This is a genomic window from Streptomyces shenzhenensis (genome assembly GCF_021462265.1).
GTDB classification, from domain to species: Bacteria; Actinomycetota; Actinomycetes; order Streptomycetales; family Streptomycetaceae; genus Streptomyces; species Streptomyces shenzhenensis.
Window position 1 is genome coordinate 138,193 of the sequence record NZ_JAJONF010000013.1, and the last position, 13,128, is coordinate 151,320.

The window sequence follows — 13,128 nt, forward strand, 5'->3', positions numbered from 1 at the left end:
GGCGACCGATCAACTCCTTTGACAACGTTGCCTGTTACGGGCGTGGACAGAGGAAAGGCCGCGTGGTGTCATTCCTCAGGACGCCTTTACATCGATGCATGCGCCCGGTCCGCAGCTCGGGCGCAGTCGTCACCGCATGACCATTGCGCTCCCCGGAGCGCCGCCGTCGTGAGATGGAGCGTGCCGTGAGACCTTCATGGTCCAGATCGTTTCGCAAGTTGCGCAGACCCGCCGTGGTACACCTCGCGACCGGTGCGGCGGTGGCCCTCTGCCTGGCCGCCCCGGGCGTCGCGGCAGCCGGCACCGCGCACCGGCCGGCCCGCGCCGCCACGGTGACGGTGCAGGACGCCCGCTTCGAGGTGCTGTCACCGACACTGATCCGGACCGAGTACGCCGGGGACGACCAGTTCGAGGACCGGCCCACCTTCAACGCGGTCGGCCGGGACTCCTTCGCCCCGCCGCAGTACAGCTCGTCCGTCCGCGACGGGGTCCTGACCATCACCACCAGCGCCCTGACCCTGCGCTACCGGGTCGGCTCCGGACCCTTCACCGCGGACAACCTCACCACCGAGTTCAAGGCGGGGAACACACCGGTGACGGCGGCGCCCTGGCAGCATGCCGTGTGCGGCGTCGGGGCCCTGTGCGAGGCCGAGGACCAGGTGTACGACGGTCCCGGTCTGGCCACGGACCACGGCGGATACACCGGCAAGGGTTTCCTCGCGGGTTTCGAGGTCGACAACAACTCCTTCTCCGCGGACGTGCGGGCGCCGTCGGCCGGCAGCTACGAGTTCGCCGTGCGCTACGCCAACGCGGTCGGCAGCGACGGCCGTCACGAGACCCGCACCCTCAGCCTCGGCGTGGACGGCGGTGCCGAGCGGACGTTCTCCCTTCCCGAGACGTCCGACTGGAACACCTGGGACGTGGCCCGTCTGCCGTTGACACTCGGCGCCGGCCCGCACACCGTCACGCTGCGCCGCACCGCCACCGACTCCGGAAGCGTCAACATCGACAGCCTCGCCCTGCTCAGTCCGGGAGCCGCCTATCCCTCCCGGGAGCAGAGCGCGCCGGCCGGCTGCCGGTTCGGCACCAGCTGCGAGGCCGAAGACGCCCTGCTGTCGGGTTCCGCGACCATCGCCACCGACCACAAGGGCCATGCCGGCTATGGCTTCACCGCGGAACTGAACCAGGGATCGCGGGTCTCGGACCGGATCACGGGCGTACCCGACGACGGCACCTACCTGCTGCACCTGCGGTACGCCAACGGGACGGGCGGCGACGGTCTCCATCAGGCACGGACGATGGACGTCGGCACCGGCAGTGGTGCCTCGCGCACCCTCACTCTTCCCGCCACGGACAACTGGGACAGTTGGCAGTCGGCGTCCGTGCCCGTGGAGTTGAAGGCGGGCACCGACGAGATCACCCTGTCCTGTCCGGAGGCCACCAGCTGTCACGTCAACGTCGACACCCTCGCACTGAGCCCGCAGGGCGAGCCCGGCCCCGCACCTCATCTCGCCCTGGGTGGCTACCGGCGCAGCCTGGACGGACTCAACGGCGACAGCGATCCCACTCCCTGGACCACTCCCGGACTCCTGCACCGCGACGGCTGGTACCTGCTCGACGACACGCCCTCCGCGGTCTACGACCCCGCCGCCAAGAAGACCTCCGCGCGCCCCGCGCACGGCGGCCGGCCCTACCAGGACGGCTACTTCTTCGGCTTCGGACACGACTACCGGCAGGGCCTGTCGGACCTCGCCACTCTGACCGGACCGTCACAGTTGCTGCCGCGCTGGGCCTACGGCGTCTGGTACTCCGAGTACATCGACCGCACCGCGAGCGACTACGAGAACACCATCCTGCCCGCGTTCCGTGCCGCCGGCGTACCCCTGGACGTGCTGGTCACGGACACGGACTTCAAGTCGCCCAGCACATGGAGCGGCTGGAACTTCGACCCGGCCAAGTTCCCCGATCCGAAGGCGTTCTTCGACTGGTCGGCCGGCGAAGGGCTGTACAACACCTTGAACGTGCACCCGAGCATCCTCGGCTCCGACCCGCAGTTCGCGGCAGCGCAGGCCACGGCCAAGGGCAAGCTGCGCCAGGGCGGATGTGCGGCCGGCCCGGACTGCTACGTCTTCGACTTCGGTGATCCCGACCAGCTGAAGGCCTACCTCGATCTGCACCGGCCGATGGACCGGGCCGGCAACGACTTCTGGTGGCTCGACTGGTGCTGCGACGCCTCGCGCTCCTCGCAGGCAGGTGTCACCCCGGACGCGTGGATCAACCAGAAGTACGCCGACCTCACCGCGGAGACCGGCAGCCGGGGCTTCGTCCTCTCCCGCGCCTACGGATCCCTGCAGGCCGGCGGTTACAGCGGAGGAGTCGGCCTGCCCACCGGCCCCTGGGCCGACAAGCGGAGCACCCTGCACTTCTCCGGTGACACGACGTCGAACTGGGGCACGCTGCGCGCCGAGATCGGCTACACGCCAGGGGAGTCGGCCGCCACCGGCCTGGCCGCCGTCAGCCATGACATCGGCGGTCACAACGACCCGTACGGCATCCCCGGGTCGGAGACGTACACCTCCGGCGGCCAGACCCACCGCACCACCAGACTGCCCGACGACCTGTACGCCCGATGGGTGCAGTTCGGCACCTTCCAGCCCATCGACCGCCTGCACAGCAACCACAGCGACCGTCTTCCGTGGCAGTACGGCTCCGCGGCACGGCAGTCGGCCGAGAAGTTCCTGCGGCTGCGCGAGTCCCTGGTGCCGTACACGTACACCCTGGCCCAGGAGGCCAACGCCACCGGAACCCCGATCGTGCGGCCGCTGTACCTGCAGTACCCGGAGGAGGACGACGCCTACGCCAAGGCGGACAGCGAGTACCTCTACGGTCCGGACATGCTGGTCGCCCCCGTCACCTCACCCGGCACCAGCACCACCACGCCGGTGTGGTTCCCGCCGGGCCGGTGGACGGACTACTTCACCGGACAGACCTACACCGCGCCCGCGGGCGGCGCGACACAGGACGTCGCGACCACACTGGACACCATGCCGGTCTTCGTCCGCGCGGGCGGGATCGTCGCCACCCGGTCCGACGATGTTCCCCACGACGCGCACAGTCCGCTGGACAAGATCAGCGTCACGGTGGCCCCGGGAGCGTCGGGTGCCTTCTCCCTCTACGAGGACGACGGCGTCAGCTCCGTCGCCGGACGCTCGGCGACCACCCGGATCCGCTACACCGAGCACAAGGACGCGCATGTGCTGCGGATCGGGCCCGCCAGGGGGACGTTCCGGGGACAGGCCGGCCGCCGCACCTGGACCGTGTCCTTCCTCGGGGTGGAACAACCCCCGCGGCAGGTCGTCACGGACGGCGCACAGCTGTCGAAGTCGGCATGGCACTGGGACGCCGGCCGTCATGTCCTGCGGATCAGCATGTCCGCGCACAGCATCCGCGGTGCCATGACCATCAGGTACCGGTAGCGGACCGGCGAAGCCGAAGGGGTCCCGCGCGGCCGACGCCGCGCGGGACCCCCGCGCCGTCACCCGAGCCTGGACTCGGCCTTGCCGGGACGGACCGTGGCGCGGGCGGGAAGGACCGTGGCCGGGGCGGGAAGGACCGCGCTGTCCTGATGCCGGCCGGACCGGCGCACCGCCGCCGATTCCTTCACTCACCGAGTGACGTCCAGCTCTGTGTACATCCCGGCCGCGTAGTGGCCCCGGACATTGCACAGCAGCTCATAGCGGCCCGGCTGCAGCGTCACCGTGGTCCAGGACGCCGCACCGGGGGCGATGCCGTCTCCGGTACCGCTGCCGCAAGTGCGCGACGCCTCGCCGAGGCTGCCTGCTTCCGATACCCGGCCGTCGGAGCCGATGGCACGTTCGCCGGCGGCCTGGCCCGCCGGCAGCGGCAGCACGATCACCTCGTGGGCGAGAGTTCCCGCGTTGACAACCCGTATGGTCACCTTTCCCGCCGGGATCGTCGCGGGGTGGGCCACCATGCGCATCATGCCCGTGCCGTACCAGCCGGGACGGCCGTTGTCCGGCACGGACCGGTTCGGGCCGCTCATCATGCGTCCCATGTCCCACACGGTCACATCGACGGCACTGCCCTGCGCGGCCGGTGCGCTGCACCGTGTGCTCTGCCCTCGCCAGGAGGCCGGTCCCGTCCGGTGGAAGGCGCCGGACGCGGCCATCAGACCGGTCGTGGCGACACCCAGCACCAAGGCCGCGGCGGCGATGGCGATCGCCGACCGCACTCCTCGGCGAGGGTGCGCGTTCACCGGTGCTCCCGAAGCAGCGCGAGCCGGCGTTTGTACTCGTCGTCGTCGATCTCCCCGCGTGCGAACCGCTCGGCGAGCAGGTTCTCGGCGTGTCGCTCCTGCCACCCGCCCGCACCGGACGGTGCAGGGGGACCGGACTGCTGGTGATGCGCACCGGTGAGGTAGCGCACAAGTGCGACGAGCCCGATGATCAGGACGGCCCAGAACAGCACCATGAAAACCGTCATGACGATCCAGCCGCCCCAGCCCCATCCGTCTCCGTACCACATCATGCCGATCACTTCCCTCGGCTGAACTGCTCCAGTGCCACCAGGATGGATCAGCGAGACCTCGATCGAGCTGGGCCACTGTTCCCGGGTACAGGGCCGGAAGACCCAACGGCCCACCCGGCTCCGCCGCCCGCAGCCGTACGGAAACCCTTCGCGGAGCACGACGTTCCGCCCAGGCGTCCACCACCCCGGGTCTCCGCCGTCGCCTCGCGGCCGCCTCTCCGGACCGGCACCCCCGCCCCGTACCCGAGGAACGCGTCGCGGTGGTCACTCCTTGCCGCGGACCACCGCGACGGAGCAGTGCGCGTGATGCAGCAGGGCCTGGCTGACCGAGCCGAGCAGCAGGCCGGTGAAACCGCCGCGTCCACGTGCCCCGGCCACGACGAGCTGCGCGTCATGACTCGCCTCGATCAGCGCCGGGCGGATCCGGGAGCGCACCAGTCGCCGCTCCACGGTGACCTGCGGGTAGCGCGTCAGCCACGGGGCCGTGGTCTCGTCCAGCAGCCGTTGCTCCTCCTCGCGGAGCCGGTCGATGTCGACCACCATGTTCAGCGGGTCGCCCGGCCCCTCGTAGGCCCGTTCGCTCCAGGTGTTCCACACGTGCAGGGCCAGCACATCCGCGCCTCGCATCGACGCTTCGGCGAAGGCGAACTCGACAGCTCGTCCGCCGGCCGGGGAGCCGTCCACCGCCAGCAGGACGGGACCGTCCGGGTTCGGCGTGTCCCGCACCACCAGCACCGGGCAGTGGCCGTACGCGGCCAGGTGCACGGCGGTGGAACCGAGGAGCAGGCTGCCGAACGCGCCCAGACCGCGGCTGCCCACCACGACGAGCGAAGCGGTGCGCGACTCGATCTCCAGCACCATCAGCGGCTCGCCGACGGTGACCTCGCGGGTGATGTCCACCTGCGGCGCGACCTCGCGTGCCCGCTGCTCGGCCTTGGCCAGCGTGCCGTCCACCAGTTCGCGCACCCCCGCCCTGGCGGGATCCCAGGGCGCTCCACCGGGTGGTGGATGGATCGAGGGCCACCCGAAGGCGTGCACCAGCCGCAGGCCGACCCCGCTCAGCGCCGCCTCGCGTGCCGCCGTCCCGACCGCGTCCAGGCTGGACGGTGAGCCGTCGACTCCCACGACGACCGGTTTCGACATGCCGCACCTCCTCACAGTGACCATGTTGCGCAGGTCTGTCCGTCTCCCGTCCATCCTCCGCCGCTCTGCCGGGCGGCGCAGCGGCTCCCGGATCCGGCACCCGTCCCCAGAGTGGAGACCGCCCCGGGCGCCACGCCGGTCAGCCCCTCCCGAGCGGGACCGAGACGGCGGCCTCGGTACCGTACGCGTCCCGGCGGATGCGGCACAGCCGCGACCGCCGCGCCGACAGGCGACAGGCGACAGGCGACAGGCGACAGGCGAGGACCACTGGCCCGGAGGCGGGCGGACCGGCTCCCTCCTCGGCCGGGACGGACGCGGACGAGGATGCTCAGTCCTCCCCGCGCTGTCGCACACGCCGTGACGGGGCGAACTCGTACAGGTCCAGGACGGCGGGCGGGTCGGCGAGTCCGGGGCCGCCGGCCGCGACCCAGGCGGCGATGTCGGACGTCGCGTCGGGGTCGTTGACCAGTCCGAGCCAGACGGGCCGTCCGCCTGCGGCCCGGCCGGCGGAGGACGGCTGGACGACGACGACATTCGCGTGCTCACAGGCGTCCAGGCAGTTCACGGCCCGGACCCGGGCGAGCGCGCCCAGTTCGGACTTGAGCGTGGCGAGCTGGGCGGCGTGATCGACACCGGGGATCTTGTCGGTGCCGCAGCAGCAGCCCCGGCACACGGTGACCGTGCACCGGGGCTCGCCCTGCGCAGCGGGTGCCCTGCGGCGGCTCATTCGGCGGCCCGCCGCCAGGCCGCTTCGCGCAGCAGGCGCAGTCCGTTGAGGCCGACGATCACGGTGGAACCCTCGTGGCCTGCCACACCGAGGGGCAGCGGCAGGGTGCCGATCAGGTCCCAGGCGACCAGGCCGGCGACGAAGAGGCCCGCGATCACCAGGTTCTGCACGACCAGCCCGCGGGCCCGCCGGGACAGCGCGATCACGGACGGGACCGCACGGAGTTCGTCGCGCACGACCACCGCGTCGGCGGTCTCCAGCGCGAGGTCGGAGCCCGCCCGGCCCATGGCGACGCCGGTGTGGGCGGCGGCCAGGGCGGGCGCGTCGTTGACGCCGTCGCCGACGACCAGCACCTTGCGGCCGCTGTCTTCCAGTTCCCGTACGGCGGCCACCTTGTCCTCGGGCAGCAGCCCGGCCCGCACGTCCCCGATGCCGACCCCGGCGGCGAGGCGTGCCGCGGCACGCGGGTTGTCGCCGGTCAGGAGGAGGGGTGCCGATCCCACGAGAGCGGTCAGCGCGGAGACGGTGGCATCCGCGTCGGCACGCAGCCGGTCGGCGATGCCCAGCAGCCCGGCCGGAACGCCGTCCACGGTGACCACGACGGCGGTCCGGCCGCCGTCCTCCAGTTCGGCGGCGACCACCGCGGCGCTCGCGGCTCGCGAGTCCCCGGCCCGCACCCCGGCGAGCAGCCGTGCCGGTGCCCCGACGGAGATCTTCCGGCCGCCGGCGGTCGCGGTGACCCCGATGCCGGGTGTGGAGGTGAAGTCCTCCGCGACCGGCAGGGCGAGGCCCTGGTCCCGGGCCGCCTCGACCACGGCGCGGGCCAGCGGGTGCTCGCTCGGGTGCTCGGCCACGACGGCGAGCGCCAGCAGCTCTCTCTCGTCCAGCCCGGATCCGGCGAGCGGGCGGATGTCGGTGACGTGTGGGGTGCCCTCGGTCAGGGTGCCCGTCTTGTCCAGCGCGACCGCGTCGACCTCGCCGAGCCGCTCCATGACCACCGCGGACTTGACCAGTACGCCGTGGCGTCCGGCGTTGGCGATCGCGGACAGCAGCGGAGGCATGGTGGCGAGGACGACCGCGCACGGCGAGGCGACGATCATGAAGGTCATCGCGCGCAGCAGCGAGCCGGTCGGCGCGGCGCCGAAGGCGAGCGGGACGAGGAAGACGGCGAGGGTCGCGGCGACCATGCCGAGCGAGTAGCGCTGTTCGACCTTCTCGATGAACAGCTGGGTGGGCGCCTTGGTCTCGGAGGCCTCCTCCACCATGCGCACGATCCGGGCGATCACCGAGTCGGCGGCGTCCCGCTCGACCCGGACGCGCAGCGCGCCGGTGCCGTTGAGGGTGCCCGCGAAGACCTCGTCACCCACCGCCTTGGCGGCCGGCAGCGGCTCGCCGGTGATGGTCGCCTGGTCCACGGCGCTCGCGCCGTCCAGTACCCGGCCGTCCGCGCCGACCCGCTCACCGGGCCGCACGAGGATCGTGTCGCCGACGGTCAGCGCCTCGACGGTGACCGTCTCCTCGTCCCCGGTCGCCGTCAGCCGCGTCGCCGTGGCCGGTGCCAGATCGAGCAGACCGCGCACCGAGTCGGCGGTGCGGGCGGTGGCCAGCGCCTCCAGGGCGCCGGAGGTCGCGAAGATGACGATCAGCAGCGCGCCGTCCGTCACCTGCCCGATCGCCGCCGCGCCGAGGGCGGCCACCACCATCAGCAGGTCGACGTCGAGGGTCTTGTCCCACAGCGCCTGGAGCCCGGCCCAGCCCGGTTCCCAGCCGCCGGCCGCATAGGCCAGCGTGTACAGCGGGCCCCAGGCCCAAGCCGGGGCGCCGGTCAGCTGCAGGGGCAGCGCCACCAGGAAGAACCCCAGAGCGGCGAGCGCCCAACGAGCCTCGGGCAACGCGAGGACGCGGGTCCCGCGAGGCGTGGTGCGCTCTCGCGCGGACGTGTCCTGGCCGCGGGTCGGCGGGGCGAGGGTGGCGGAGGTCATCGGAGCGGAAGTCCTTCACGACGGGCGGTACGGCGAGGCTGCGGGCGCCGTACGCCTCGGCTCCGCACCCCTCACCGTACAGGACCACATGAAGACTCATTCATGTGTTCATGTCCGCGGGTCCGTAGGATGAAGCCCATGGGCCATGGAGCTGACGCCGAGAACACCACCGCCGCCACCGCGCGCGAGCGACTGGAGACCGTCGGCGCAGCCGACGTGGCCACCACGCTCCAGGCGCTCGCCACCCCCTCCCGGCTGCGCATCCTGGCCCGGCTGCAGGAAGGCCCGTGCGCGGCGACCGAACTCGCCGACGCCGTCGGCATGGAACAGTCCGCCTGCTCCCACCAGTTGCGCCTGCTGCGCAACCTCGGCCTGGTCACCGGCGAGCGCCGCGGCCGCTCGGTCATCTACGCCCTCTACGACAACCACGTCGCCGAACTGCTGGAGCAGGCCCTCCACCACGTCGAGCACCTGCGCCTCGGCCTGCGGGACACCCCGGTCACCGCGGAGGCGGCCGGGGCCCGCTGAGCCGCACCCGGACGCCGCCGCCAGGGCACAGCACGCCCCTCAGCGAGCTCCGCGCAACAGCCCAGGCCCCCCCTCCCCGGCCCTCAGGGGGCCAGTTGGCGCGAGTTGCCGAATTCTCAGCCGCGATCGGCGGACGTGCGGATCCGGCGGCAGCGTGAGGGATTCCGGTCGTCCGGGCAAACCGTCGGCACACTGGGCCAGTCGGTACCCGTCTCGATTGTTGAGATGGCCACACCCATCATGCGGACGCACCCTTGGGGCGGGCGCCCCCTTCTGCCACTATCCCTAGCAACCAGGTAGGAAAACTAGGGATCGAGGGGTGGCCGTGGGAGCGCTCAGCTGCGCGGACCGGGTGCTGCCCGTGCTGACCTCGCGTCGTCATATCGACTTCGGCCGTACGTCCAGCGCTTTCTGTCGTCCGGTCTGAGACCTCAGCGCGCCGTTCCGCACCTCTTTGATCACCCCTTCTCCCCTGAGAGGACACCTCTGTGTCTGCCGCAAGACCGCTCACCGCCCTGCGCACCCTCGCCGTCATGGCCGCGCTTCCCCTCCTGCTCACCGCCTGCGGCTACGGCTCCCAGGCCACCGATGACGGCAAGCAGACCCCGGCGGCCGCGGCAGGCGCCAAGAAGCTCTCCGCCGGCGAAGTGAAGATCGGCTACTTCCCCAACCTCACGCACGCCACCGCTCTGGTGGGTGTTCAGGAGGGCCTGTTCCAGAAGGAGCTCGGCGGCACCACGATCAAGGCCTCGACCTTCAACGCCGGTCCGTCCGAGATCGAGGCGCTGAACGCCGGATCCATCGACATCGGCTGGATCGGCCCCTCCCCCGCCATCAACGGCTACACCAAGTCGAACGGCAACAGCCTGCGCATCATCGGTGGTTCCGCCTCCGGCGGCGTGAAGCTGGTCGTCAACCCGAAGAAGATCAAGTCCCTGAAGGACGTCAAGGGCAAGAAGATCGCCACGCCTCAGCTCGGCAACACCCAGGACGTCGCGTTCCTCAACTGGATCGCGGACCAGGGCTGGAAGGTCGACGCCGAGAGCGGCAAGGGCGACGTCTCCGTCATCCGCACCGACAACAAGATCACCCCGGACGCCTACAAGTCCGGTTCCGTCGACGGCGCCTGGGTGCCCGAACCGACCGCGTCCAAGCTGGTCGCCGAGGGCGGCAAGGTGCTGCTCGACGAGTCGGCACTGTGGCCCGACAAGAAGTTCGTGATCACGAACATCATCGTGTCGCAGAAGTTCCTCAAGGAGCACCCGGACGTCGTCGAGGCCGTGCTGCGCGGTTCGGTGAAGACCAACGCGTGGATCAACGCCAACCCGGACGCGGCGAAGGCCGCCGCCAACAAGGCGCTGGAAACGCTGTCCGGCAAGGCGCTGCCCGCCGATGTCATCGACCCGGCCTGGAAGTCCATCACCTTCCTCGACGACCCGCTGGCCGCCACCCTCAACACCGAGGCGGAGCACGCGGTCAAGGCGGGCCTGCTGGACAAGCCCGATCTGAAGGGCATCTACGACCTCACGCTCCTCGACAAGGTCCTCAAGGCCGACGGCAAGAGCGAGGTCGACGACGCCGGTCTCGGCGCCGAGTAACCAGGAACCGGACCCGATGAGTTCCCAGGAGGTGACGACCATGGCGACCACGATCACCAGGAACGCGGCGGACGCCGCGGCGGTGACGTACGCCGCTCGTGTCGAGCACGTCTCGAAGTCCTTCCCCGCACCGGGCGCGCCCGGGGGACGGCAACTCGTGCTGGACGACATCACGCTCGACGTCGCGCCGGGCGAGTTCGTCACCCTCCTGGGGGCCTCCGGCTGCGGCAAGTCCACGCTGCTCAACCTGGTCGCGGCGCTGGACCAGCCGTCCAGCGGCACGATCGCCACGGACGGCCGGCCCGCCCTGATGTTCCAGGAACACGCGCTGTTCCCGTGGCTGACCGCGGGCAAGAACATCGAACTCGCCCTGAAGCTGCGCGGGGTCGCGGGGCCGGAGCGCCGGGCGGAGGCGGAACGGCTGCTGGAACTCGTACGGCTTCAGGACGCCCATCGCAAGCGGGTGCACGAACTGTCGGGTGGTATGCGCCAGCGGGTCGCTCTGGCCCGGGCGCTGGCCCAGGACAGCCGTCTGCTGCTGATGGACGAGCCGTTCGCCGCGCTGGACGCCATCACCCGTGACGTGCTGCACGACGAGCTGACCCGCATCTGGGGTGAGACGGGGCTGTCGGTGCTGTTCGTGACGCACAACGTGCGCGAGGCGGTACGGCTGGCCCAGCGGGTGGTGCTGCTGTCCTCCCGTCCGGGCCGCGTCGCCCGGGAATGGACCGTCGGCATTCCGCAGCCCCGCCGCATCGAGGACAGCGCGGTCGCCGAGCTGTCCGTCGAGATCACCGAGGAACTGCGTGGGGAGATCCGCCGCCATGGCCGGCACTGACACCGGCGTCGGCGCCGAGAAGGACGGCTCCACGGTGGCCGAGCAGCACCGGGACGCCTATGGTCTGGCGGGGCTGGAAGCCGGCCTCGACGCCCTGGACTCGGTGCGGTCCGGCCGTACGCCGCTGCGCGAGACCCTGATGCGCAAGGTCCTGCCCCCCGTCACCGCCGTGGTGCTGGTGCTGGCCGGCTGGCAACTGCTGGTGTGGGCGAACGTCGCCCCCGACTACAAGCTGCCCGCGCCCGCCGACGTGTGGGGCGAGGTCCGCGCCGCCTGGCTCCAGGGCACTCTCGTCGGCTACATCTGGACATCCGTCTCGCGTGGCCTGCTCGGCTTCCTGCTGGCGCTGGCCATCGGTACGCCGCTGGGCCTGCTGGTGGCCCGGGTGGCGTTCGTCCGGGCGGCCGTCGGGCCCGTCCTGTCCGGCCTGCAGTCGCTGCCGTCGGTGGCCTGGGTGCCGCCCGCGGTGATCTGGCTGGGCCTGGACGACTCGATGATGTACGCCGTGATCCTGCTCGGCGCGGTCCCGTCCATCGCCAACGGCCTCGTCGCGGGCATCGACCAGATCCCGCCGCTGTTCCTGCGGGCCGGCCGGACGATGGGCGCGACCGGGCTCCGCGGGGCCTGGCACATCGTGATGCCGGGGGCGCTGCCCGGCTATCTGGCGGGACTCAAGCAGGGCTGGGCGTTCTCCTGGCGGTCCCTGATGGCCGCCGAGATCATCGCCTCCTCGCCCGATCTGGGCGTCGGCCTGGGCCAGTTGCTGGAGAACGGGCGCAACAACTCCAGCATGCCCCAGGTGTTCCTGGCCATCTTCCTGATCCTGCTCGTCGGCGTCGCCATAGATCTGCTGATCTTCAGCCCGCTGGAGCGGTGGGTGCTGCGCGGCCGCGGCCTGCTGGTCACCCGCCCGGCCTGAACGCCGACGTCCGCGAGGCCGCGGTACTGTCACTGACCCGCCACCGTGCCGTCGAGGACGCCCGAGCGGCCCTGGCCGCCGCGACGACGGACTCGGACGCGGACGTCAGGGCCTGTGCGGCGCGGGCGCTGTGACCGCGACCTCCCGTGCGGCCAGGCGACGCCCCCGGACGACGGCCCGCCAGGGCGTCCGGGGAGTTCCCCCGGCCTGGCTGCCGCCGACAGCGGCGAGGAACTCCGCACCGGGCACGGTACCGATGCCCAGCGCGCTCAGGGCGCTGTCGGTGCGTTCACGCTCGCGAGACCGGCCCTCGATGAGCTGGTCCGTCCCGGAGATCCGCCTGCCGGCCGGACGCCGGTCAGGGGTTCGTCCAGGCCTCGGGGTCCTCCGCGAGGCTCAGGACCTCGTCGGGCAGCTTGGCCGCCGCCACGTGGGCCAGGGTGACCTCGCCGAGAATCTTGCGGACGTTGGCGCGTACGGCGATCCACAGCGGCAGCAGGGATTCCGCGGGACCACCGTAGGAGAGCTCGGGCGGGCGCACCCCCCGCACCGACACCAGGGGGCCGTCCGCCACCCGGATGACGTCCGCGATGGCGATCGAGTCCGCCGGGCGGGCGAGCCTGAAGCCGCCCTTTCCGCCCCGCTGGCTGACCACGAGACCACCCCGGCGCAGGTCGCCGAGGATACCCTCCAGGAATTTGTGCGGGATCCCCTGCGCCGTGGCGATCGCCTCGGCCTTGAGCGAGGCCTCGTCGCCTGCCGCGGCCAGCTCCAGGGCCGCCCGCACCGCATAGTCCGCCCGCGCCGAGATCCGCATGCCGCGATTATCCCTCACAGCCGTGTCC

At 71.7% G+C, this 13,128-nt stretch carries 11 protein-coding genes; 5 read left to right on the plus strand and 6 right to left on the minus strand.

The genetic code is table 11. From position 1 onward, the window contains the following. Nucleotides 1-173: 173 nt before the first annotated feature. Nucleotides 174-3,476, plus strand: a complete 3,303-nt coding sequence (locus LQ326_RS19055) for a TIM-barrel domain-containing protein (protein ID WP_234538329.1) — start codon at nt 174-176, stop codon at nt 3,474-3,476. Between the two features lie 188 nt (nt 3,477-3,664). On the opposite strand, the gene LQ326_RS19060 is transcribed toward LQ326_RS19055, so the two are convergent. The 5 genes from LQ326_RS19060 to LQ326_RS19080 all read right to left on the minus strand — a co-directional run bounded on the left by LQ326_RS19060 (nt 3,665) and on the right by LQ326_RS19080 (nt 8,400). Continuing rightward, nucleotides 3,665-4,276: a sulfocyanin-like copper-binding protein gene (locus tag LQ326_RS19060; protein ID WP_234538331.1), complete on the minus strand. Its 612-nt coding sequence runs from the start codon at nt 4,274-4,276 to the stop codon at nt 3,665-3,667. After that, nucleotides 4,273-4,548, minus strand: coding sequence for an SHOCT domain-containing protein (locus LQ326_RS19065; RefSeq protein ID WP_234538332.1), 276 nt, complete (start codon nt 4,546-4,548; stop codon nt 4,273-4,275). Before LQ326_RS19065 ends, LQ326_RS19060 begins: the two co-directional genes overlap by 4 nt. A gap of 264 nt (nt 4,549-4,812) precedes the next feature. Next, nucleotides 4,813-5,691 (minus strand): universal stress protein, encoded by an 879-nt coding sequence (locus tag LQ326_RS19070; protein WP_234538333.1) that lies wholly within the window; start codon nt 5,689-5,691, stop codon nt 4,813-4,815. A gap of 328 nt (nt 5,692-6,019) precedes the next feature. Next, a complete protein-coding gene (locus LQ326_RS19075; RefSeq protein ID WP_234538334.1) occupies nt 6,020-6,418 on the minus strand; it encodes a (2Fe-2S) ferredoxin domain-containing protein in 399 nt (132 codons plus the stop codon). Further along, entirely contained in the window at nt 6,415-8,400 is a 1,986-nt protein-coding gene (locus LQ326_RS19080) for a heavy metal translocating P-type ATPase (RefSeq protein WP_234538335.1), read from the minus strand. Before LQ326_RS19080 ends, LQ326_RS19075 begins: the two co-directional genes overlap by 4 nt. Before the next feature lie 138 nt (nt 8,401-8,538). On the opposite strand from LQ326_RS19080, the gene LQ326_RS19085 reads away from it, so the two are divergent. The 4 genes from LQ326_RS19085 to LQ326_RS19100 all read left to right on the plus strand — a co-directional run bounded on the left by LQ326_RS19085 (nt 8,539) and on the right by LQ326_RS19100 (nt 12,283). Next, complete coding sequence (locus tag LQ326_RS19085; protein WP_234538336.1) at nt 8,539-8,928, plus strand: ArsR/SmtB family transcription factor; 390 nt, start codon at nt 8,539-8,541, stop codon at nt 8,926-8,928. A 488-nt stretch (nt 8,929-9,416) separates the two neighbouring features. Beyond that, complete coding sequence (locus LQ326_RS19090) at nt 9,417-10,526, plus strand: ABC transporter substrate-binding protein (protein WP_234538337.1); 1,110 nt, start codon at nt 9,417-9,419, stop codon at nt 10,524-10,526. 40 nt (nt 10,527-10,566) lie between these two features. Continuing rightward, nucleotides 10,567-11,364, plus strand: a complete 798-nt coding sequence (locus LQ326_RS19095; RefSeq protein ID WP_234538396.1) for an ABC transporter ATP-binding protein — start codon at nt 10,567-10,569, stop codon at nt 11,362-11,364. Continuing rightward, nucleotides 11,351-12,283: an ABC transporter permease gene (locus LQ326_RS19100; RefSeq protein ID WP_234538338.1), complete on the plus strand. Its 933-nt coding sequence runs from the start codon at nt 11,351-11,353 to the stop codon at nt 12,281-12,283. Before LQ326_RS19095 ends, LQ326_RS19100 begins: the two co-directional genes overlap by 14 nt. Before the next feature lie 358 nt (nt 12,284-12,641). Here LQ326_RS19100 and LQ326_RS19105 read toward each other — a convergent pair whose 3' ends face one another. Then, nucleotides 12,642-13,100: an RrF2 family transcriptional regulator gene (locus LQ326_RS19105; RefSeq protein ID WP_234538339.1), complete on the minus strand. Its 459-nt coding sequence runs from the start codon at nt 13,098-13,100 to the stop codon at nt 12,642-12,644. Nucleotides 13,101-13,128: the final 28 nt, after the last annotated feature.